This is a genomic window from Stenotrophomonas sp. Steno-C18 (assembly GCF_056393195.1).
In genome coordinates this window covers 169,476-193,040 of record NZ_JBWJOX010000007.1, presented here as the reverse complement: position 1 = coordinate 193,040, position 23,565 = coordinate 169,476, and the positions used below count along the sequence as shown (strand labels likewise).

The 23,565-nt window shown below is 68.0% G+C and carries 15 protein-coding genes; 10 read left to right on the top strand and 5 right to left on the bottom strand.

The genetic code is table 11. From position 1 onward, the window contains the following. Positions 1-42: 42 nt before the first annotated feature. Both AC06FE_RS15300 and AC06FE_RS15295 read right to left on the bottom strand, forming a co-directional pair. Positions 43-1,140 (bottom strand): dipeptide epimerase, encoded by a 1,098-nt coding sequence (locus AC06FE_RS15300; protein WP_446539787.1) that lies wholly within the window; start codon positions 1,138-1,140, stop codon positions 43-45. After that, positions 1,137-2,585 (bottom strand): C40 family peptidase, encoded by a 1,449-nt coding sequence (locus AC06FE_RS15295; protein WP_446539788.1) that lies wholly within the window; start codon positions 2,583-2,585, stop codon positions 1,137-1,139. Before AC06FE_RS15295 ends, AC06FE_RS15300 begins: the two co-directional genes overlap by 4 nt. 246 nt (positions 2,586-2,831) lie before the next feature. Between AC06FE_RS15295 and AC06FE_RS15290 the strand changes: the two genes are divergently transcribed. From AC06FE_RS15290 to AC06FE_RS15245, 10 genes are all read left to right on the top strand, one after another. Next, positions 2,832-4,214 carry a transglutaminase-like domain-containing protein gene (locus tag AC06FE_RS15290; RefSeq protein ID WP_478073545.1) on the top strand — a complete coding sequence of 461 codons (1,383 nt, stop codon included), beginning with the start codon at positions 2,832-2,834 and terminating at the stop codon, positions 4,212-4,214. A 47-nt stretch (positions 4,215-4,261) separates the two neighbouring features. After that, positions 4,262-7,270 carry a TonB-dependent receptor gene (locus tag AC06FE_RS15285; protein WP_192287876.1) on the top strand — a complete coding sequence of 1,003 codons (3,009 nt, stop codon included), beginning with the start codon at positions 4,262-4,264 and terminating at the stop codon, positions 7,268-7,270. Positions 7,271-7,327: 57 nt separating this feature from the next. Next, positions 7,328-8,875, top strand: coding sequence for a serine hydrolase (locus AC06FE_RS15280; RefSeq protein ID WP_478073524.1), 1,548 nt, complete (start codon positions 7,328-7,330; stop codon positions 8,873-8,875). Positions 8,876-8,885: 10 nt separating this feature from the next. Next, positions 8,886-9,563, top strand: a complete 678-nt coding sequence (locus tag AC06FE_RS15275; RefSeq protein WP_478073544.1) for a M15 family metallopeptidase — start codon at positions 8,886-8,888, stop codon at positions 9,561-9,563. Positions 9,564-9,614: 51 nt separating this feature from the next. Continuing rightward, positions 9,615-9,995: a hypothetical protein gene (locus AC06FE_RS15270; RefSeq protein WP_478073523.1), complete on the top strand. Its 381-nt coding sequence runs from the start codon at positions 9,615-9,617 to the stop codon at positions 9,993-9,995. Positions 9,996-10,219: 224 nt separating this feature from the next. Continuing rightward, on the top strand, positions 10,220-10,576 hold the full coding sequence (locus tag AC06FE_RS15265) for an EF-hand domain-containing protein (RefSeq protein ID WP_132865927.1): 357 nt from the start codon (positions 10,220-10,222) through the stop codon (positions 10,574-10,576). Between the two features lie 103 nt (positions 10,577-10,679). Next, on the top strand, positions 10,680-11,417 hold the full coding sequence (locus AC06FE_RS15260; RefSeq protein WP_478073522.1) for an HAD family hydrolase: 738 nt from the start codon (positions 10,680-10,682) through the stop codon (positions 11,415-11,417). A 2-nt stretch (positions 11,418-11,419) separates the two neighbouring features. Beyond that, complete coding sequence (locus tag AC06FE_RS15255) at positions 11,420-11,983, top strand: hypothetical protein (protein WP_478073521.1); 564 nt, start codon at positions 11,420-11,422, stop codon at positions 11,981-11,983. Positions 11,984-12,151: 168 nt separating this feature from the next. Continuing rightward, positions 12,152-13,516, top strand: coding sequence for a 2-oxoadipate dioxygenase/decarboxylase HglS (gene hglS / locus AC06FE_RS15250; protein ID WP_478073520.1), 1,365 nt, complete (start codon positions 12,152-12,154; stop codon positions 13,514-13,516). Between the two features lie 197 nt (positions 13,517-13,713). Next, entirely contained in the window at positions 13,714-15,213 is a 1,500-nt protein-coding gene (locus AC06FE_RS15245; protein ID WP_478073543.1) for a vWA domain-containing protein, read from the top strand. 552 nt (positions 15,214-15,765) lie between these two features. On the opposite strand, the gene AC06FE_RS15240 is transcribed toward AC06FE_RS15245, so the two are convergent. The 3 genes from AC06FE_RS15240 to AC06FE_RS15230 are packed head-to-tail and all read right to left on the bottom strand — an operon-like array spanning position 15,766 to position 23,402. Continuing rightward, positions 15,766-18,882, bottom strand: coding sequence for an efflux RND transporter permease subunit (locus AC06FE_RS15240; RefSeq protein ID WP_478073519.1), 3,117 nt, complete (start codon positions 18,880-18,882; stop codon positions 15,766-15,768). A 9-nt stretch (positions 18,883-18,891) separates the two neighbouring features. Next, on the bottom strand, positions 18,892-22,116 hold the full coding sequence (locus AC06FE_RS15235; RefSeq protein ID WP_478073518.1) for an efflux RND transporter permease subunit: 3,225 nt from the start codon (positions 22,114-22,116) through the stop codon (positions 18,892-18,894). A 47-nt stretch (positions 22,117-22,163) separates the two neighbouring features. Next, entirely contained in the window at positions 22,164-23,402 is a 1,239-nt protein-coding gene (locus AC06FE_RS15230) for an efflux RND transporter periplasmic adaptor subunit (RefSeq protein WP_478073517.1), read from the bottom strand. Positions 23,403-23,565: the final 163 nt, after the last annotated feature.

The window sequence follows — 23,565 nt, the reverse complement described above, 5'->3', positions numbered from 1 at the left end:
CGGCGGCAACGGCTGCAGCAGCGGTTGCCGTCGCCGCGTGCATCACGGCTTGATCATCTCCAGGCCGCGCACCTGGAGGATGCCCAGGCCGGGGGCGTCGGTGATGGTGATCTCCGACTCGTTGAAGATCACCCCGCCTTCGACCGGATTGAACTGGCTCAGCGAGGGGCCGTCCAGGTCGACCTTGGTGATCGCGCCGGACTTGGCCACCGCCAGGTGCACCGCGGCGGCCACGCTGATGCTCGACTCCAGCATGCAGCCGATCATGCACGGCACGCCGTACAGCGAGGCGATGTCGGCGATCTTGATCGCGTTGGAGATGCCGCCGGTCTTCATCAGCTTGATGTTGATGATGTCCGCCGCGCCCTGCTGGATCAGGTCGAACACCTGGTGCGGGCTGAACACGCTTTCGTCGGCCATCACCGGGGTGTTCACCCGCTCGGTCACGTACTTCATGCCGGCGATGTCGGCGGCCTTGACCGGCTGTTCCAGCAGTTCCAGCACCACGCCGGCGTTCTCCAGCGCGCTCATCGCGTAGACCGCCTGCTTGGCGGTCCAGCCCTGGTTGGCGTCCAGGCGCAGCAGGGCGCGGCCCTCGACCGCGGCGTGGATCGCCTTGACCCGCTCGATGTCCAGGCCGATGTCCTTGCCCACCTTGATCTTCAGCGACTCGAAGCCGCGCTCGACCGCCGACAGCGAGTCGGCCACCATCTTGTCGATGTAGTCCACGCTGATGGTGATGTCGGTGGTGATCACCGGGTCGCCGCCACCCAGCATCTGGTACAGCGGGGCGCCGTGCAGCTGCGCCCACAGGTCGTACACGGCGATTTCCACCGCCGCCTTGGCGCTGGTGTTGCGCTCCAACGAGGACTGGATGAGGCCGCAGATGCGGTTGAGGTTGCTGATGTCCTCGCCGATCAGGCGCGGCTTGATGAAGGTGTTGATGGCCTCGATGATCGAGCCGTGCGTGTCACCGGTGATCACCGCCGTGGGCGGGGCCTCGCCATAGCCGGTGTGGCCGCTGTCGGTGCGGACCAGCACCACCACGTCCTCCATGGTTTCCACGGTGCGCAGCGCGGTCTTGAACGGGGTCTTCAGGGGCACGCGCAGCATGCCCAGTTCGATGTCGGTGATCTTCATTTGGTGGTGTGCGGGCCGATGCGCTGGATGTTGGTCATGCGGTCGATGTAGCGGGCGGTGTCGCTGGCCATCATCGGGTCCAGGGGCGTTACCGACACGCCGTTGAGGCTGGCGTGCACGCGCTTGCCGCTGGCGTCGAACCAGCTGCCGCCGGAGGTGTCGTGGATCACCCAGGTCATGCCGTTGGACTGGCCGATGGCCATCATCACGTGGCCCGGGATGTAGACCAGGTCGCCGACCTGCAGGTTGGCGACGGCCGCGTCACGCCGGGCCTTGCCGTCGGCCTCGCTGAAGGCGGTGCGGTCCAGCGCGGGGCTGACCGCCTGGGCGCTGGTGTTGCGCGGCAACAGCACGCCGAAGCTGCGGTAGATCTCCGAGACGAAGCCGCTGCAGTCGCGGGTGTCGTAGGAATGGCCCCAGCCATAGCGTTCGCCGAGGAACTTGAAGGCCTGGGTGATGAGGTTGCGCGGGGTCAGTGGCAGGTAGTCCGCGGCGGTGTCCTGGGAGCGCGGCAACAGGGCCGGCACCAGGGCCAGGCTGCCGTCGGCGTTGCGGACCGGCAGCTGGATGACATGGCTGCCATGGCCCTGCTGGCCGTTGACCGGGGTCATCGCCGGCCAGTCGGACAGCACCGGCACGCGTACGCCCATCTCCAGCTGCAGGTCGGACACGCGCGGCTCCTCCGGCGTGTGCACGGTGCGTGCGGTGGCGCCGGTGATGACCCGGTACGGGCCGGTGCTGCCGTAGCCGAACACCTGCGCGGCGTCGCCGATGCCGACGAAGCGCTTCTCCATCCAGGCGGCGTAGCGCTCGCTGCTGACGAACACCCACTTGCCATCGGCGCTCTCGTGCAGCACCGCCACGGCGTCGCCGGGGAACAGCGCCGACTCCTGGAAGCGATCGATGTCGGTGTCGCCCTGGCTGCTGAACACGCGCAGTTCGGTGGGGAAGGCCCGCAACGCGGCGCGGTGGACCACCAGGCCGTACTGGATCGGGCGGCTGGCCGGCACGCGCTCCAGCGCGAGGTTGTCGGTGATGGCCTTGAGCTGGGCCGCGCCCACCGGCTTGCCCTGCACGTCGTACAGGGGGCGGGTGGGGGCGCGGGAGATGCCGTTGATCTGCTCCAGCACCAGGGCGCGCGGCAGGTTGGCCGGCAACGCACGCAGGTCGTGGATGGAACTGTCCTGCTGGCGCATGCGCGCGTTCTGCGCGTCGATCCCGGCGCGGTCCAGGATCACCGCGTCGGGATCGGGCAACTGCGCGATCCAATGCTGCGGTGCGAGGAAGCTCTCCTCCAGGCCCAGGATGCCCGCGTAGGCCGGGGCAGGCGCCTGCGGCGGCGACAGTGCCCACGCCGGGCCGGCGCAGAGCGCCGCAGCGAGGAGCAGGGCCCGCGATAGCGGGGCGAGGCGTCGGCGCGGAAGGTGTGCCGGGATCACGTTCATTGGAACTCCCCTTGGAGATGCTTCGGAATATTTATTCCTTTCATCCATGAAAGCAAGAATAAATTATTGACCGGCTATCGGGTGCGTGTTAAACAGCCGTTACCACCCTGCACCTCTGGATGTGTTGCCGTGGCTTCAACTGTCGATTCTGCCTGCTTTGTCCGTGTCGCTCTCGCCCGCAAGGTAGCCGTCTCCCTGCTGGGGCTGGGCATCGCCTGCACGGCGCAGGCCGGCGAGGCACCGACGGTGTCCTTGCCGGCGTTGGAAGCACGGATCGACCGCGGTGACTTCGCCGGTGCGCAGGCCGAGATCGATGCTGCCCTGGCCGCGCCGGGGACCGATGCGCAGGCGCGCCAGGCCTATGCCTTCCAGCAGGAGCGCATGCGCCGGATGCGGCTGGATTTCAGCCTGGACGAAGCGCAGGCCAAGGCCGCGGTGCGCCGCTCCATCCCCGACCTGCGCGAGGCCGAGTTCAAGGCCTGGGACGATGCTGGCCTGATCGAGCACCTGGACATCGACGGCCAGCGCCGCTGGTTCAACCGTGCCCCGAACAACCTGTTCCTGCTGAGCGAGGAAGCCTCGCAGCGTCGCCCCGCGGACAAGCGCATCTCGCGACCGGGGCCGTACGAGCGGCTGGGGCCGCACCACGCCGAAGTCATCGCGGCCTCCGACCGCAGCGGCCGCAACAGTGTCAGTCCGCGCCGCATCCGCGTGACCCAGTCGATCACGGTCAAGGCCGACGCCGTGCCCGCCGGCGAGACCGTGCGTGCCTGGATCCCGTACCCGCGCGCGATCCCGGGCCAGCAGGAAAACATCCGCTGGCTGGGCAGCGTGCCGGACGGTGCGCAGGTCGCGCCCGAAGACACCCTGCAGCGCACCGCCTACCTGGAGCGCACCGCGGTGGCGGGCACGCCGACCGAGTTTTCGGTCAACTATGAAGTCACCATCTCCGCGCGTCGCTTCGTGATCGACCCGGACAAGGTGCTGCCGACGCCATCCGACTCGGCGCTGGCGCCCTTCCTGGCGCAGCGCGCGCCGCACGTGGTGTTCACGCCGGCACTGCGTGCGTTCTCGCGCAAGGTGGTGGGCAACGAGACCAACCCCTACCGCGTCGCCCGGAAGCTGTTCGACGCGGTGGACCAGATCCCGTGGGGTGGGGCGCGCGAATACTCCACCATCAGCAACATCTCCGACTACGCGCTGCACGCCGGCCATGCCGACTGCGGCCAGCAGACGCTGTTGCTGGTGGCGCTGCTACGCCTGAACGGCATCCCGGCGCGCTGGCAGTCGGGCATGGTCTATTCCGATGACGCGGTGGGCTACAACAACCTGCACGACTGGGGCGCGGTGTACCTGGCTCCGTACGGCTGGGTGCCGATGGACGTGACCACCGGCGCGCTGGACAGCAGCGTGCCGGCCGAGCGCGACTTCTACTTCGGCGGCATCGATGCCTACCGCATCGCCTTCAACGACGACTACTCACGGGCGCTGGTGCCGGCCAAGCAGCACTTCCGCTCGGAGACCGTGGACCTGCAACGTGGTGAAGTGGAGTGGAAGGGCGGGAACCTCTATTTCAACCAGTGGCAATACGACTTCCAGACGCAGGTGCTGCCGCTGGAAGGGCAATAGACAGCAGTTCGAGTCGTTACTTCACTATCTGCAGGAGAGAGCAGGGGATGAACAGCAAAATGTTGAAGCGGGCGGCGCTGACCGTCGCATTGGGCGCGTGTCTGGGGGCACTGGCGCCGAGCGTCATGGCGCAGAGCGCCACCGGCGCGATCGCAGGCCGCGCGAGCAGCGGTGACCAGATCACCATCGTCAACAAGGCCACCGGCCTGACCCGCACCGTGACCGTCGGTGCCGATGGTTCCTATCGACTGAGCCAGCTGCCGGTGGGCGATTACAGCCTGCAGGTCAAGCGTGACGGTGAGACCGACAAGGAGCCGCTGGCCGTCAGCGTGTCGCTGGGTGGCACCACCGCGGTCAACTTGGGGGGCGGTGACGGTGGCGCGGTGACCCTGGACTCGGTGCAGGTCACTGGTTCGAAGATCGTCAACCGCGTGGACGTGTACTCCACCGAGTCCTCCTTCAACATCAAGCGCGAAGAACTCTCGCGCATGCCGGTGGACCAGAGCGTGGCAGCCGTCGCGCTGCTGGCGCCGGGCGTGGTGGCATCGGGCGCGACCTTCGGCGGCCTGACCTTCGGGGGTTCGTCGGTGGCCGAGAACGTGGCCTACATCAACGGCCTGAACGTGACCGACCCGTACCGTCGCCAGGGCTTCTCGACCGTTCCGTTCAACTTCTACGAGGAGTTCCAGGTCAAGACCGGCGGCTACTCGGCCGAGTTCGGACGCAGCACCGGCGGCGTCATCAATGCCATCACCCGGTCCGGCGGCAACGAGTTCAAGGGCGGCGTCGAGGTCACGATGGAGCCGTCGGCGTGGGCTTCGTCAAAGAAGGATCACTTCCACCGCGATGGCACCATCGACGAGCGTGATCGCACCAGTCGTGATACCAGCCCGCTGACGAAGACCAATGTGTGGGCGTCCGGCCCGCTGGTGAAGGACAAGCTGTTCTTCTTCGCGATGTACGAAAACCGCGACAGCGACTCCAAGGACGTCGACGAGAACGAGGCCTGGAAGACCAAGAGCAACAACGATTTCTGGGGCGGAAAGCTCGATTGGCGCATCACCGACAACCACATGCTGGAACTGCTGGCGTTCTCCGACAAGTCGGACTTCGTCACCAACAGCTACGAAGACTACGTGTGGGACACCAACCAGTTCGGTGAAACCACGGGTGTCAGCAGCGGCAGCTCGGGCGGCGACAACTGGTCGCTCACCTATACCGGCCACCTCACCGACAACTTCGTCGCCAAGGCCATGTATGGCGTGAACAAGCGCAGTTCGGTGGCGGACAGCCCGCTGGACGGCGACTGCAGCATCATCACGCTCGCCGCCAGCTACACCACCAAGTATGGCCCGAAGTCCAACCAGGGCTGCCATCCGACCAACAGCAGCATCAGCAGCCGCGAAGACAAGCGCGAGGCGGCACGCCTGGACTTCGAGTGGACCCTGGGTGACCACCTGCTGCGCTTCGGCGTGGACCAGGAGGACATGGATTCGGACAGTTCGGTCGTCTACCCGGGCGATGGCAGGAGCTACCAGGCGCTGGTGCTCAAGCCGGGCGATTCGGTCAACGGCACCGTGCTGCCGGCAGGCGTCACCGACATCGTCGATGCGCGCCGCTATGTGACCGGTTCACCGGTGACGACCAAGGCGCAGGCGTTCTACCTGGAGGACAACTGGAACGTCACGCCGAACCTGCTGTTGAACCTGGGCGTACGCTTCGACCAGTTCCACAACAAGCTGGCCTCGGGCGCGACGTTCGCCAAGACCAAGTTCAACGACATGATCTCGCCGCGGCTGGGCTTCAGCTGGGACGTGAAGGGCGATGGCACCACCAAGGTGTTCGGCAACGCGGGTCGCTACTACACGCCGCTGACCAACAAGATCGCCGACTACTTTGGCGGTGGCACGATCGACGAGCACACCTACTATGCGCTCGACGGCTGGACCGAGATGACCCATCCGCTCACCGGCAAGCCGTACCTGGTGCCCAAGCTCGGCCAGCAGATCGGCCCGGTCAACACCGACGGCAACGCACCGGCGCCGAGCGACGTCCGCACCGCGGTGGCGAAGGACCTGAAGCAGGTCTACCAGGACGAGTTCATCCTCGGCTTCCAGCAGGCGATCAACCAGGAATGGTCGTATGGCGTGAACGCCACCTACCGCAAGATGACCCGCGCGGTGGAAGACGCACGCATCAACCATGTCGAAGGCTGCGACTGGTACTCCGGTGACTGGCCGATCATCAACCCCGGCGAGAAGAACACGCTGTGGTGCCCGGACACCAACAGCTGGGTCACCTTCGATTCGTCGAAGGACGGCTACAAGGCCGGTGGCAGCGGCCTGGTCATGGGGTACAAGAAGCCCAAGCGCACCTACAAGGCGGTGGAGTTCCAGCTGGACCGCGCGTGGAACGACAAGTGGTCGTTCAATGCCAGCTACATCTGGTCCAAGAGCGAGGGCAACATCGAAGGCCCGGTGAACTCGGATACCGGCTACGCCGACACCAACCTGGTGCAGTACTACGACCATCCGGCCGTCAATGAACGCTATGGCGTGCTGTTCAATGACTTCCGCCACCAGTTCAAGCTGCGCGGCACCTACAAGCTCAACGAGCAGTGGTCCTTCGGCAGCACCCTGTCGGCCCGTTCGGGCGGCCCGATCACCGCGTTCGGTGTGGTCTGGCCGGATGACAGCCGTAATGCCGGCGGCCCGGGTGAGTTCAGTGGTGGTGGTTCGGGTTGGCTGTGCGAGTCGTCGCCGACCAACAACTGCAGCGACTGGAAGACCCGCCAGCTGACGTACTCCGAGCGCGGTGCCTTCGGCCGCATGCCGTGGGTCGTGGACCTGGGCGCCAGTGTGATGTGGACGCTGCCGGTGGAAGGTATCGACCTGAAGGCTCGCCTGTCGGTGTACAACCTGCTCAATCGGCAGACCACGGTCAACGTCCACTCGCGGTATGAGAGTGCGCCCGGCTCGAAGATGGCCTACTTCGGCGAAGGCACCGTCTGGCAGGCACCGCGTTACACCAACCTGGTCGTGACCTGGAACTTCTGATGGTGCGTTGAACGGACGGCCCGCCTCGGCGGGCCGTCCGCTTTTGGGGAGGCAGTGATGGGCATCAAGCAACTTGCATGGTTCTGCGCGCTGGCCGTCACCGGCGTGGCGCAGGCGGCCGGGCCGTCGCGCAGCGAAGTGCTGGTCGACCAGGCCGTGCAGCATTACCGCCTGCCTGGCATCGCCGTGGGCGTGATCGAGGACGGCAAGGTCGTCCAGCGCATCAGCCGCGGTGAACTGGCCGTAGGCGAGGGCCGGGCGGTCGATCCGGAGACGCTGTTCAAGATCGCCTCCAACACCAAGGCGATGACCGCCGCGGTGCTGGCGCGGCTGGTGCAGGCCGGCAAGCTGCGCTGGGATGACCCGGTCACGCGGTACCTGCCGCAGTTCCGCATGCATGACCCGTGGGTGACGCGCAACCTGCAGGTGCGCGACCTGCTGATCCACAACAGCGGGCTCGGGCTGGGGGCCGGCGACCTGATGCTGTGGCCGGAGCCGAACCACTTCGGGCGTGCCGACATCATCGCCGGGCTGGCGCATCTCAAGCCGACCGGCAGCTTCCGCGCCGACTACGCCTACGACAACCTGCTGTACGTGGTCGCCGGCGAAGTGGCCGCGGTGGCCGGCGGCAAACCCTACGCGCAGCTGGTGCGGCAGGAGATCTTCGAACCCTTGGGCATGCGGCGCTGCCAGGTGGGCGAATGGTCGCCGGCCACGGTGGACAACATCGCGCGCCCGCACTACCGCAACGACGGGCGCAACGTCGCCGCCGCGGCCGACCCGGCACGCGTGGAGGATTTCCCGTCGATGGCCGCCGGCGGCATCCGCTGCAGCCTGGATGACATGCTGCGCTGGATGCAGGTGCTGCTGGATCCGGCGCAGGCGCCGGGGTGGCTGGACGAGACCCAGCGCCGCGCGTTGTGGACGGCGCACATGCCGATGCCGATCAGCCAGCGCCAGCGCGATTGGGACAACAGCCACTTCTCCGCCTATGGCTATGGCTGGCGCCTGTCCGACATGGATGGGCAATGGAAGGTCGCGCATACCGGCACGCTGTCGGGCATGTATTCGTCGCTGGCGCTGCTGCCGGATCGCAGGACCGGCGTGGTGATGCTGATCAACGGCGAGGCGGAGGACGCGCGCACCGCCCTGACCCAGGCCCTGCTCAAGCAGTACACGGCGCCGTCCAACGCGCCGGACGTGCTGTATTACGCCGGGCAGATGGAGCAGGCCGCGCGGCAGCGGCAGGCCGCCGGCCACGTGCGTCCGGCACTGGCCGATCGCAAGGCCGCGCAGCCGGCCGAAGTGGCGGATGCGCTGGGTGTCTGGCGCGATCCGTGGTTCGGCGAGGTGCGGCTGTGTGCCACGGGGGACGGTGTCGCGTTCGCTTCGGTCAAGTCACCCACGCTGCAAGGCCCGGTGATGCGCAGCGGCACGCAGTGGTTCGTCGCGTTCCAGGACCTGGGCGAGGACGCCGATGCCTGGCTGGAATTCTCCGGTGATGCGGCGCACCCTGTCATGCGCATGCGCGCCATCGACCCGGAGATCGACTTCAGCTATGACTACCAGGACCTGGAATTCCACCGTGTCGGCGCGTGTCCGTAACACGGTGTTGATGGTGCTGCTGGGCTGCGCCGCCGGCGCCGCGATGGCGGTCGATGTCTCGCCCGCCACCACGCCGCAGCAGGCGGACATGGTCGATGTCGCCACCCTGGCGCCGGGCTTCGTGCTGGACATGCGCTACGCCGGCCAGGACAACTTCACCGGCCGCGTCGTGCCCGGCTACGAGGCGCCGCGCTGCTATCTGCTGCAACCGGTGGCCACGGCGCTGGCGCGGGTACAGCGCAGCCTGCAGGCGCAGGGCATGGCGCTGCAGTTGTACGACTGTTATCGGCCGGTACGCTCGGTGAAGGCCTTCGTGGCCTGGGTGCATGACCCGGCCGACCAGATCGCCAAGCCGCGCTATTACCCCAACGTCGACAAACGTAACCTGCTCGATGGCTACATCGCCGAGACCTCCGGCCACAGCCGCGGCGCCACCGTCGACCTGGGCCTGCTGGATTGCCGTGGCGACGCCTGCACGGCGCTGGACATGGGCACCGGCTTCGATCGCTTCGATCCGCTGGCGCATACCGCCAGCCCGGACATCAGCGCGGCGCAGGCGCACAACCGCCGGTTGCTGCTCGACGCGATGCAGGCCGAGGGCTTTGCCAACTATCCGATGGAATGGTGGCATTTCACCTTCAAGCCGGAGCCCACGCCGGACACGGCGTACGACTTCCCGGTGCGTTGAGCCGGGGCATGGCAGGTAGACTGCCTGTCCCTGTCATCCCCCCGTTGCCCCATGAACCTGGTCCTGCACTACGGCCTGCTCGGCTCCTTCGAAGCGGCATTGATTGCGCTGGCCGTCGGCTTCGTGGTCTACGCGCTGTGGTGGCAGGTGTGCCGGCGGCATGGCTTGTCGCATGGGCATGCGGTGGGCTGGTCCAGCCTTGCCGCGGCGGCCATCTCCAGCGGCGTGGATGGCTGGAACCTGTTCTACCTGGGCATGGTGCGGCTGGAGTCACCGTTGTATGCCCGCCTGGCGCTGGCGGCGATCCACGATCCGGACCAGTTGGGGACGCGCGTGGTGCTGGAAGTGATCGGTGCATTGATCGGCGTGGGCCTGGGTTGGTGGGCATTCAGTTCCCGGCACCTGGCGCAGGACGCCACCGATGCACCCTGAGCGCCGTTTCCAGGCCGATAGGTGCCTTTGCTGGAACAGTTGAATCGATGGCTTACATTCACTTCACGAGCGGCTAACCGCGGCGGTAACGGCCGTGGGCCGGGGAGTGGTTAAGGCCACGTCTGCAGCGGATTTCCGGGGCAAGGACGATTCAGCTGGAGGCCGTCAGGGTTGGGGCCGTGCGGAACCTGCCGCGCTTTCCCAACAACGACGAGGAAAACCTGATGACCATTCGTAATCGCGCCCCGCTGTTCGCCCTGGCCGCACTGATGGGCTCCGCTCTGGCGATGCCGGCCATGGCCCAGGATGCACAGGACCAGGCCGCCGCCGCCCAAGCCGCGGCGCAGCAGGCGCAGGATGCCGCGGCCGATGCATCCGCCAACGCCGCACAGGCGTCAGCCGCCGCCAATGGCGGCCAGACCTGGGGCAGCGTCGATACCGACGGTGACGGCAGCATCAGCAAGACCGAGGCGCAGGCCAACGCCGGCCTGTCGCAGGTGTTCGATGACGCCGACGCCGACAAGGACGGCAAGCTGACCCCGGACGAGTACCGCGCCTACGCGGCCAAGCAGCAGAAGTAAGCCCACAGGTGGGGCGCCCCTTTCCCGGGTGGGGAGAGGGGCGCTCCTGTTTAAGGGGCGCGCGCGGCATGGCGGTACGGGGTAACGCGGTATCCTGTCGCGCATGAACCAGACCACTTCCCCCTCCGCCATCGGCCTGGTCGGCTTCGATGGCGATGACACGCTCTGGAAGAGCGAGGACTACTACCGCCTGGCCGAGCAGGAGTTCGAATCCATCCTCGGCCATTACATCGACCTGCACGATGCCGATACCGCCCGCCACCTGCTGGCCGTGGAGCGGCGCAACCTGGCCATCTTCGGCTATGGCGCCAAGGGCATGACCCTGTCGATGCTGGAAGCGGCGATCGAGCTCACCGACGAGAAGATCTCCGCCCACCACCTGCGCCAGGTGATCGAGATCGGCCGCCGCACCCTGCAGCACCCGGTGGAGGTGATCGACGGCGTGCGCGACGCCGTTGCCGCCATCGCCGCCGAGTACCCGGTGGTGCTGATCACCAAGGGTGACCTGTTCCACCAGGAACAGAAGATCGAGCGTTCGGGCCTGCGCGACCTGTTCCCGCGCATCGAGATCGTCTCGGAGAAGGACCAGTCCACCTACGCGCGCGTGCTGGCCGAGTTCAACCTGCCGGCCGAGCGCTTCGTGATGGTGGGCAACTCGCTGCGGTCGGACATCGAGCCGGTGCTGGAGCTCGGCGGCTGGGGCGTGTACACGCCGTATGCGGTCACCTGGGCGCACGAGGCCGAGCACGGTGTATCCGACGATGCACCGCGCCTGCACCAGGCCGATACCGCGCACCAGTGGGTCCAGGCGGTACGCGCCATCGCGGCACAGGCCGGCTGAGCATGGGCAGTGTCCGCCATCCGCAGCGCCGGCCCGTGCTGACGCTGCTGGTGCTGGGCCTGCTCACGGGAGCCCCCGTGGCGGGCGCGCAGCAGCCCGCCGCGGCACCGGCCACGGCCCCCGCACCTGCGTACGCGGCGGCCACCGGCGATGCCTGGGTGGACCGGCAGCTGGCCGACATCAACGCCTATGCGGCGCGCTATCCGGATGCCTTCCTGGATGAACTGGTGCGCTATGCCGGGGCACGCCCGGGGTATGTCCAGGCACTGATGCAGGCGCATGGCTGGGCACCGGCCGATGTCTACCTGGCCTGCTTCTGGGGCCAGGTCAGCGCGACCGGTTGCCGGGAGTGGGTGCGTGCCCGCACCGCCCAGCCGGACGCGGACTGGAAGGCCGTGCTCGAGCGCGATGGCCGGGCGGTGGACAACCTGCAATGGCGGGCCCTGCGCCATGCCATCGTGGCCAGCTACGACCACTGGGACCGGCCGATCCGCCTGGATCCGCTGCTGCAGCGCCAGTTGGGCGATCGCGCGAAGCGGGATGCGGCCGCGCGCAAGGCGCAGTGAGCGAGCGGAACCCCCTGCGAGCCTGATGGCGGCGGGGCGGGGCATCGCGCCGGGCGGGCGTCGTTGACACCGCTGGCACGGAGGCTTTTGTTGCCGGGCGGATAGGCGCGGCACCGCATTCCGGGCGAAAATGGCGGTTCCTTCGATTTCGCGCCAGCGCGCCCAGTCATGACCGCCGACCGTTTCGTTTCCTCCGACCACATCCGCAGTCTGTTCTCGCAGGCCATGTCGCACATGTACCGCACCGAAGTGCCGTTGTACGGCACCTTGGTGGAACTGGTGGGCGAGATCAACGCCGAGGTGCTGGCGGCGCAGCCGGCAATGGCCGAGCAGATGCAGCGCAGCGGCGAGCGCGAGCGGCTGGACGTGGAGCGCCATGGCGCGATCCGCGTCGGTACCGCGCAGGAACTGGCGACGCTGCGTCGTTTGTTCGCGGTGATGGGCATGCAGCCGGTGGGCTACTACGACCTGTCAGTGGCCGGCGTGCCGGTGCATTCCACCGCGTTCCGCCCGGTGGACGGCGAGTCGCTCAACCGTAATCCGTTCCGCGTGTTCACCTCGCTGCTGCGGCTGGAGCTGATCGACGATGAAGCGCTGCGCACGCAGGCCGCGCAGATCCTGTCCCGCCGCAACATCTTCACCCCGGGCGTGCTGCAGTTGATCGAGCAGTGCGAGCGCGACGGTGGCCTGGTCGAAGACGACGCCTGGCGCTTCGTGGTCGAGGCGCTGGAGACCTTCCGCTGGCACAACGAAGCCACCGTCTCGCTGCAGACCTACCATGCGCTGCATGGCGCGCATCGCCTGGTGGCCGACGTGGTCAGCTTCCGTGGCCCGCACATCAACCACCTCACCCCGCGCACGCTGGACATCGATGCTGCGCAGGCAGCGATGCACGAACGTGGCCTGGCCGCCAAGGCGGTGATCGAAGGCCCGCCGCGCCGGCAGTGCCCGATCCTGCTGCGCCAGACCAGCTTCAAGGCGCTGGAGGAGATGGTGCATTTCCCGTCCGGTGCCGACAACGAGGCCGGTACCCACACCGCGCGCTTCGGCGAGATCGAGCAGCGCGGCCTGGCGCTGACCCCGAAGGGGCGTGCGCTGTATGACACCCTGCTGGCACAGGCGCGCGAGAGCGGCGGTGCCGGCAGCACCGGCGGCGACTACATGCAGCGCCTGCAGGCCGCCTTCGCCGGCTTCCCGGACGACCACGACGTGCTGCGCCGCGAAGGGCTGGGCTACTACCGCTACGCGCTGACCGAGGCGGGCCGTTCGTTGCCGGCGGCCGAGCGCGACCTGCCGGCCGAGGTGCTGATCGAGCGCGGCCTGGCCAGCGCCGACCCGATCATCTACGAGGACTTCCTGCCGGTGAGTGCCGCGGGCATCTTCCAGTCCAACCTGGGCGGTGACGAGCAGCGTGCCTACGCCGCCCGCGCCAACCGCGATGCCTTCGAGCAGGCCTTGGGGGCCAAGGTCAGCGACGAGTTCGGCATCTACCAGCAGCTTCAGGACGCATCGCTGGCCAGCCTGCGCGCCTGACCGGCGGCCGATGCTTGCCGATGGCGGGCGGGGCGCTATGCTCCGCCCAACCCCAGGCAAGGAGTTGGCCGATGAAAGTACGCAGTTGCGTGATGGTGCTGGTGGCCGCCGTGGTCGTGGCGGGCTGCTCGCAGAAGGTGAGGCACGTTGGACCCATGCCTTCACCGCTGCCCGCGCCACCGGCGCCGATGGCAAGGATGGCGGGCGCCCCGGCCCTCAATGGCATCGTCATGACCGGCTCGCAGGTTGTGCCTGCGGCCAACACCGAGGTCTACGAGCGGCCGGACGACAACCCGGTCAAGCGCACCACCGAGCAACCCGTCTCGACCTTCTCGGTGGACGTGGACACCGGCAGCTACAGCAACGTGCGGCGCATGCTCGATGATGGCGTGCGGCCACCGGCCGATGCGGTGCGTGCCGAGGAGTTCATCAACTACTTCAACTACGGCTACGCGGTGCCGGCCGACAAGGCGGTGCCGTTCCGCGTGCATACCGAGCTGGCACGCGCGCCCTGGGACGCGCGCAGGCAGGTGCTGATGATCGGCATCAAGGGCTACGAACAGTCCCGGGCCGCGCTGCCGCCGATGAACCTGGTGTTCCTGGTCGACACCTCCGGCTCGATGTATTCGCAGGACAAGCTGCCGCTGCTCAAGCGCGCCTTCGCGCAACTGGTGCCGCAGCTGCGCAGCCAGGACCGGGTGGCCATCGTCGCTTACGCCGGTTCGGCGGGCCTGGTACTGGAGCCGACCCCGGGCGACCAGCATGGGAAGATCATCGCCGCGCTCGAACGCCTGCAGGCCGGCGGCAGCACCAACGGCGGTGCGGGCATCGAGCTGGCCTATGCAATGGCGCAGCAGTCCTTCGTCGAAGGGGGTGCCAACCGGGTGATCCTGGCCACCGACGGTGATTTCAACGTGGGCGTGGCCAACCGCCAGGCGCTGGAGACGCTGGTCGGTGACCGTCGCAGGAGTGGCATCGCGCTGACCACGCTGGGCTTCGGCACGGGCAATTACAACGATGCGATGGCCGAACGCCTGGCCGATGTCGGCGACGGCAACCATGCCTACATCGACAGCCTGTCCGAAGCGCGGCGGGTGCTGGTGCGCGAGATGGGCAGCACGCTGTTCACCATCGCCCGTGACGTGAAGATCCAGGTCGAGTTCAATCCGGCGCGGGTGTCGGAGTACCGCTTGATCGGCTACGAGAATCGCGTGCTGAACAACGAGGACTTCGCCAATGACAAGGTGGATGCCGGTGACATCGGCCCCGGCCATGAAGTGACCGCGTTGTACGAGATCGTGCCGGTGGGCAGTGGTGCCGAGCAGTTGCCGGCATTGCGGTACGCAGACAAGGCACCGGCCGGCACTGCCCACGGGGACGAGGTGGCCGATGTACGCCTGCGCTACAAGCTGCCGGGCAGCGACAGCAGTGAATTGATCCGCCAGCCGGTGCTGGCCAGCACGTTGCGCGCGACGCCGAGCGAGTCGCTGCGGTTCGCCTCGGCGGTGGCGGGCTTTGCCGATGCGCTGCGCGGTGGCGAGCGCATGCCGGGCTGGAGCTGGGAGCAGATCATCGCAACGGCGCGGGACGCGCGCGGTGATGACCCGGAAGGCGAGCGCGCGCAGTTCATCCAGCTGGTCAAGGCGGGGCAGGGGCTGGTGGAAACGCCTGCACGCCCCGCGCCGAAGGCGGATTGACGCGACGGAGCCGTGCCAGCGGTGCAGCTGCCACCGCCACTGCTGTTGCGGTTGATCTTCCCCCTCCCTTGCGCGTAGCGCAGGGGAGGGCCGGGGAGGGGTTGCTTTGGCTTTGCGCTTGGGTGCCTGATGGTCCTGCGCTTTCCGCGGCACACGTAGCAACCACTGCAACGGAACAGCCAGATCAACGGCACCCCTCCCCAGCCCTCCCCTTGCCTGCGGCAAGGGGAGGGGGCGGTTTGCGTCCACCTGCAACGACCACGCGCACTGCCGTTGATCGTCCCCCCTCCCTTGCGCGCAGCGCAGGGGAGGGCCGGGGAGGGGTTGCTTTGGCTTTGCGCTTGGGTGCCTGATGGTCCTGCGCTTTCCGCGGCACACCTAGCAACCACTGCAACGGAACAGCCAGATCAACAGCACCCCTCCCCAGCCCTCCCCTTGCCTGCGGCAAAGGGAGGGGGCAGAGCGCGTCCTGCAAAGGGAAGGGCAGAGCGTGTCGCGCTGCACGTCCGTCGCGTCATGCAGGCCGGAATGCACTCCCGGCCTGTCGGTCACTCACGCACGGGCCAGCCTGCGCAGGCGCTTACGCTCCTTCGCACGCGCACGCCAGTTGCGCCAATGCTTCTGCAGGCACGAGAAGATCACGTACAGCGCCGGCGTGCTCAGCAGGGTCAGGCTCTGCGAGATCAGCAGGCCGCCGATCATCGCGATACCCAGCGGGCGGCGCAGTTCCGAACCCTCGCCGATGCCGATGGCCAGTGGCAGCGCGGCCAGGATGGCCACCATCGTGGTCATCATGATCGGGCGGAACCGCACGATGCTCGCCTCGCGCACTGCCTCGGCCGGCGACTTGCCGTGCTCGCGCTCGGCCACCAGCGCGAAGTCGATCATCATGATCGCGTTCTTCTTGACGATGCCGATCAGCAGCACCAGCGCGATCATCGAGATCACCGACAGGTCGGTGTTGGTCACCCACAGCGCCAGCAGTGCGCCCATGCCCGCCGCGGGCAGGGTCGACAGGATCGTCACCGGGTGCACCAGGTTCTCGTACAGCATGCCCAGCACGATGTAGACCGTGGCGATCGCGGCGATGATCAGCATCAGCATCGCCGATGGATCGGTGGCCTGGCCGAAGCCGCCCCGTTCGGTCTGGCGGATGTCCCCGGGCATGCGCAGGCCATCGATGGCGGCCTTGACGATGGCATCGCCCTCGCCACTGCTTACGCCCGGGGCCAGGTTGTAGCTCAGGTCCATCACCGTGTACTGGTTCTGGTGGGTCACCTGCGACGGCGCCAGGCCGGCTTCCTGGTGGGCCAGCGCAGTCAGCGGGATCATCTGCCCGCTTCTGGAGGCCACGTACAGGTCCTCGATCGCCGAGGGGCTGGCGGTCTGGCTGGGCAGCGCGTTGACCACCACGCCGTACTGGTTGAGGTCGGCGTAGATGGTGGAGATCTGGCGCTGGCCGAACGCGCCATACAGCGCGCCGTCGATGGCACCGATGCTCACGCCCAGCCGCGAGGCCTTCTCGCGGTCGATGACGATCTTCTGCATCAGCCCGCCCTTGTCCACGTCCGAACCCACGTCGCGCAGCTTGGGGTTCTGCTTGAGCACTTCCACCAGCCGGGGCAGCCACTCGGCGAGCTGGTCGGCGTCGTTGCCCTGCAGGGTCACGCGGTTCTGCGCGCCCTGGCCACCGCCGCCGCCGTCGGAGGGCAGGTCCTGGATCGCACGCAGGCGCACGTCCAGGTCGGGGAACTGCGCGGCCTTGGCGCTGAGGCGGGCGACCACATCCTTGGTCGGCTCGCGGCGGCCGTCCTGGCGGGTCTTCAGCTCGATGTTGAACTGCGCGCTGCTGCCCTGGCGGCTGGAGCCCAGCCGTGAGCCGACCATCTTCACCGCCGGGTCGGCCAGGAACATGTCGCTGAGGCGGCGCTGGCGCGTGCTCATTTCCTGGAAGGACACGGTGGCGCTGGAGCTGGCCCGGCCCCAGATCAGCCCGGTGTCCTGCTCGGGGAAGGAGCCCTTGCTGACCGCGCCGGCCAGCATCACCATCGCCACGATCAGCAGCAGCGGGGTCAGCGCCAGCAGCAGGCAGTGGCGCAGCGAGAAGTCCAGCGCCACGGTATACAGGCGCAACATGCCTTCGTGCATGCGGTCGAGCATGCGATGGGTACGCGACTCGTGAACGTGGGCCTCATGCGGCTGCAGGAAGCGCGCGCACAGTGCCGGGGTCAGGGTCAGCGAGACGATCGCCGAAACGACGATCGCCGCCACCAGGGTCAGCGTGAACTCGCGGAAGAACGCGCCGAGCATGCCCTGGGCGAAGATGATCGGCAGGAACACCGCCACCAGCGATGCGGTGATCGAGACGATAGTGAAGCCGATCTCGCGTGCGCCGGCCAGCGCCGCCTGCTTGCGGTCCAAGCCTTCGTCGAGGTGGCGCATGATGTTCTCGATCACCACGATCGCATCATCGACCACGAAGCCGATGGCGATCACCAGCGCCAGCAGGGTCAGGTTGTTGAGGGTGAAGCCCAGCGTGCTCATCACCAGGGCCGCGCCGGCCAGCGACAACGGCACCGTCACCGCCGCGATCAGGGTCGGGGCCAGGCGGCGCAGGAACAGCGCCATGGTCAGGATCACCATCGCCAGGCTGATCATCAGCGTGATCTGCACTTCGGTCAGCGAGGCGCGGATGGTCGGGGTGCGGTCGAAGTACGGGGTCAGCGTGGTGCCGGCGTCCAGGTAGCCGGCCAGCGACGGAACCGAGGCCTTGACCCGGTCCACGGTGGCGACCAGGTTGTCGCCGCTGCGCAGGTACACGTACATCAGCACGCCGCGCTTGCCGTTGAACCAGGCGGCCTGGTAGGCGTCCTGCTGGCCGTCGTAGACGGTGGCGATGTCCTTCAGCCGCACCACCGAGCCGTCATGCGTGGAGATGGCGACGTTGGCGAAGTCCGAGGCCTTGCGCACCTGGTCGTTGAGGACGATCGCGGTCTGGCTGCTGCCGTCGCTGAGGAAGCCCAGCGGCGAGGCCACGTTGGCCGCGCGCATGGCGTTGCGCAGGTCGTCCGGGCTCAGTCCCAGCGCGGTCATCGCGCGCAGGTTGAGGTCGATGCGCACCGCCGGCGTCGAGGCACCGGCGATGTCCACCTGCGATACGCCCGGCAGCTGGCGCAGCCGCTGCGCCAGCAGCGAGTCGGCCAGGTTGTACAGCTCGGCGACCGATTGTGTTTCCGAGGTCAACGCCAGCGCGATCACCGGGTCGTCGTTGGGGTTGGCCTTCTGGTAGGTGGGCGTGTTGATGCCGGCCGGCAGGTCGGCCATCGCCGCGTTGATCGCGGCCTGCACGTCCTGCGCGGCGGCGTCGATGTCGCGGCTGGTGTTGAACATCAGGAACACCATGCTGCGCCCGTCGCTGCTGCTCGAGCGCATGGTGTCGATGCCCGGCACCTGGCCGAGGTGGCGCTCCAGCGGCGCGGTCACCGTGGCGGCCATGGTGTTGGCGTCGGCACCGGTGTTGGAGGCCTGCACGAAGATCACCGGGATGGCCAGGTTCGGCAGGGCCGCCACGCCCAGCCGCAGGTAGCAGACCAGCCCGGCGAAGAACAGGCCGATGGCGAGCAGGCCGATGCCGATCGGGCGCTTGATGAAGGGCGCGGAGATGTTCATCCGTGCGCCTCAGCGGGCAGCGTGCAGGCGCGCGGCGGCACGCTGCTCGCGGCGCCTGGCCGCCCATTCGGACAGGCGCTCGAAGTACAGGTAGATCACCGGCGTGGTGTACAGCGTGACCAGCTGCGAGAGCAGCAGGCCGCCGACGATGGCCACGCCCAGCGGGCGGCGCAGCTCCGAACCGATACCGGTGCCCAGCGCCAGCGGCAACGCGCCCAGCATCGCCGCCGCGGTGGTCATCATGATCGGGCGGAAGCGCAGCAGGCAGGCACGGCGGATCGCGTCGTACGCGTTGGTGCCGGCCCGCTGCGCGTCCAGCGCGAAGTCGATCATCATGATCGCGTTCTTCTTGACGATGCCGATCAGCAGCACGATGCCGACGATGCCGTCCACCGACAGGCTCATCCCGCACAGGTACAGCGCCAGCAACGCGCCGACGCCGGCCGGCGGCAGCGTGGAGATGATGGTCAGCGGGTGGATGTAGCTCTCGTACAGCACGCCCAGCACGATGTAGATCACCGCGATGGCCGCCAGCAGCAACAGCACCACGTCGGTCTGGCTGCTGGAGAACTCGGCGGCGGTGCCGATGAACTGGGCCTGCATCTGCTGGGGCAGCTGCAGTTCGGCCACCGCCTTGTTGATGGCGTCCACGCCTTCGGACAGCGAGTAGCCCGGGGCCAGGTTGAAGGAGATCGTCGCCGACGGCAGTTGCTGCTGGTGGCTGACGATCAGCGGCGCGGTGCCGGGCACCGCGGTGGCGATGGCCGACAGCGGGATGCTGCCGCCGCCCCCCAGCGCGATGCCGGTGTTGCTGTTGCCGATGCCGGTGGCGGTGGAGGAGTTGCTCGAGCTCACCTGGCCCAGCGTGGTGGCGTTGCTGCCGGTCAGCGTGCCGCTGCCGTTGCTGCCGATCGCCAGCTGGTTCATCAGCGCGTCGCTGTTGCGGAACTCCGGTGCGACTTCCAGCACCACGCGGTACTGGTTGAGCTGGGTGAAGATGGTGGAGATCTGGCGTTGGCCATAGGCGTCGTACAGTGTGTCGTCGATGGTCTGCATCGGCACGCCGTAGCGGCTGGCCTTGTCGCGGTCCACCTGCACGTGCAGCGCCCGGCCGTGGTTGGCCAGGTTGTTGTCCACGTCGGCCAGCTCCGGCAGGCGCCGCAGCGCATCGGTGACGCGCTCGGTCTGGGCGGCCAGCTCCGTGCTGTCCATGTCCGAGAGCGAGAACTGGTAGGCGGTGGCGGCCACGCGCGTGTCCAGGGTCACGTCCTGCACCGGCTTGAGGTACAGCGCGACGCCGGGGATATGCGCGGCGGCGGCCTGCAGGCGCGGCAGGATCACGTCCAGCCCGTCACGCTCGCCACGGTCCTTGAGCACGATGCTCAGCTGGCCCTGGTTGAGCGTGGGGTTCATGGTGCCGGCGCCGATGTAGGCGGCCACGCCGGTGACCGCCTCGTCGTGGCGCAGCGCCTCGGCCACGGCCTGGGTGCGCTGCTGCATCTGGTCGAAGGCCACGTTCTGGTCGGCCAGCACCACGCCGGTGACCATGCCGGTGTCCTGGTCGGGCAGCAGGCCCTTGGGGATGACCATGTACAGCAGCACGGTCAGCGCCACCGAGGCCAAGGCGATGCCCAGGGTCAGGCGCTGGTGGCGCAGCACCCAGTCCAGGCTGCGCTCGTAGGCGTGCACCAGCCGCGACCAGGCGGTGACCTTGCCGGCGGCCGCCGCCCGCTCGTGGGCGTCGTCACCCTCGGGCAGGGCGTCGGGCTTGAGCAGGTAGGCGCACATCATCGGCGTGAGCGTGAGCGAGATCAGCATCGAGATCGCCACCGCGATCGACAGCACCCACGCGAACTCGTGGAACAGGCGCCCGGTGACGCCGGGCATCAGGATCAGCGGCAGGAACACCGCGATCAGCGACACCGTCAGCGACAGCACGGTGAAGCCGATCTCCTTCGAACCCACCTCGGCCGCTTCCTGGCCGTCCTTGCCCTGCTCGATGTAGCGCACGATGTTCTCGATCATCACGATCGCATCGTCGACCACGAAGCCGGTGGCCACGGTCAGCGCCATCAGCGACAGGTTGTCCAGCGACATGCCGGCGAAGGCCATCACCCCGAAGGTGCCCAGCAGCGACAACGGCACCGCCACCGACGGGATCACCGTGGCCCACAGGCGGCGCAGGAACACGAAGATCACCGCCACCACCAGGCAGATGGTGAGGATGAGCGTGAACTGCACGTCGTGCACCGAGGCGCGGATGGTCACGGTGCGGTCGGAGAACACGTCCAGCGTCACGTCGGCCGGCAGCATCGCCTGCAGGCTGGGCAGGATCTGGCGGATGCTCTCCACCGTCTTGACGATGTTGGCGCCGGGCTGCCGGCGCACTTCCAGCAGCACCGCCGGCTTGCCGTCGGCCCAGGCGGCGATCTGGTCGTTCTCCACGCCGTCGACCACCTTGGCCACGTCGCGCAGGCGCACCGGCGCACCGTTCTGGTAGCGGATGATGATGTCGTTGTACGCCGCCGCGTCGGCCAGCTGGTCGTTGGTGGACAGCGTGTAGCTCTGCGTCTTGCCGTTGAGCGAGCCCTTGGGCGCGTTGACGTTGGCCTGGGTCAGCGCGCTGCGCAGGTCCTCCAGGGTCATGCCCATGTTCGACAACTGCGCCGGGTTGGCCTGGATGCGCACGGCCGGGCGCACGTTGCCGGCGATGGAGACCAGGCCCACGCCGTCGGTCTGCGACAGGCGCTGGGCCAGCACCGAGTCGGCCAGGTCGTTGACCTCGCGCAGCGGGCGCGTGTCCGAGGCCAGCTTGAGGGTCAGGATCGGCGCATCGGCCGGGTTCACCCGGTTGTAGACCGGCTGGTAGGGCAGCGAGCTGGGCAGGGTGGCCTGGCGGATCGCCGCCTGCACGTCCTGCGCGGCGGTGTTGATGTCGCGCTCCATCGAGAACTGCAGCACGATGCTGGACAGCCCGGCCGAGGAGTCGGAGGTCATCATGTCCAGGCCGGAGATCTGGCCCAGCTGCCGCTCCAGCGGCGTGGTCACCAGCGAGGCCATGGTCTGCGCGCTGGCACCGGGGTATTGCGTGGTCACCACCAGGCTGGGCGCCTCGATCTCGGGCAACGCGGCCACCGGCAGGCGCTGGTAGCCGAGGATGCCCAGCAGCATCAGGCCGATCATCAGCAGTGAAGTGGCGATCGGTCGGCGGATGAAGATAGTCGAGAAGCCCACGGGCGATTCCTGGTGCGAAGGGGGAGGGACGGAGGGCGCGCGGCGCGTCAGCGCGGCGGGCCACCCCTGCCGCCACGGCCCTTCTGGCTGGCCGCCTTGAGCTGGTCCTCGGTCGGTTCCGGCGGTGCCTGGCCCGGCGCCAGCTGGGTCACCTTGCTGCCTTCCTTCAGGCGGAACTGGCCTTCGGTGACCACCTTGTCGCCGCCCTGCAGGCCCTTGCTGATCACCACGTGGCTGTCATCGACCTGGCCGCCCTGGACCACGTCGCGCAGCGTCACCGTGCCATCGGCCTTGATGAGGTAGACGAAGTCGCTGTTGCTGCTGCGCTGCACGGCTTCGGCCGGCACCACCACCGCATCGGGCAGCTCGTTGAGCTGCATGCGCACGTTGACGAACTGGCCCGGCCACAACGCGCCCTCGGCGTTGCCGAACTCGGCGCGCAGGCGGAAGGTGCCGCTGGTGCTGCTGATCTGGTTGTCCACCACCTGCAGCTTGCCGTCGGCGTTGACCACGCTGCCGCCCTCGCGGTCGAGCGTGGCGGTCTGCAGCGGGCCGGCCTGCTGGGCGCTGCGCACCGCGTCGAGCTGCTGCTCGGGCAGGTTGAACAGCACGTAGATCGGCTGCAGCTGGGTCACGGTGACGATCTGCGTGCCGGCGCTGACCACGTTGCCCGGGTCCACCGCGCGGATGCCGGCAACGCCATTGATCGGCGAGGTGATGCGGGTGTAGTCCAGCTGCACCTTGGCCTGGTCCATCGACGCCTGCGAGGCGGCGACCGCGGCCTGGTACTGGGCCACCTGGTTGCGCAGCGTGGTCAGGTCGGTCTGCGCGACGAACTGGCGGTATTCCGGTGAGTTGGAGCGCTCGAAGTTGGACTGCGCGGTGGCCAGCAGGGCCTGGTTCTGGCGCTTGCTGGCCGCGGCCTGGTCGTACTGGGCCTGGAAGGTGCGCGGGTCGATCTGCGCCAGCAGCTCACCCTTCTTCACGGCCTGGCCTTCGCGGAAGTTCACGCTCAGCAGCTCACCGCCCACCTGCGGGCTGACGGTGACGGTGTTGTAGGCGGTCACCGTGCCCTGGGCGGTCACGTATACCGGCACGTTCCTGCGCTCGGCGGCGACCACGGTGACCGGCACCGGGGCGTCGTTGCCCCCGCCCTGGCCCCCGCGCATGGCACCTGCCGTCGGCGCGCCCGCCTTCTGCTTGCCGCCCCCCATCACCCGGTAGCCGATCCCGGCCACGAGCAGCACTGCGATGACCAGCAGCACAATCTTCCAGAAACGCGACATGCGAAAACTCCTGAGAAACCGATAAGGGGAAGAAACGATCAAGCTGCCAAGGATAGCGCCGGCCCGTGTCGGTCTGTTTCATGACCGATGGCCTACGCGCTCAGACCGCGACAGGGTCGTGAACGTTCCAGAGCGCCCCGGGTTGACCGCCGTAGCGCCACGC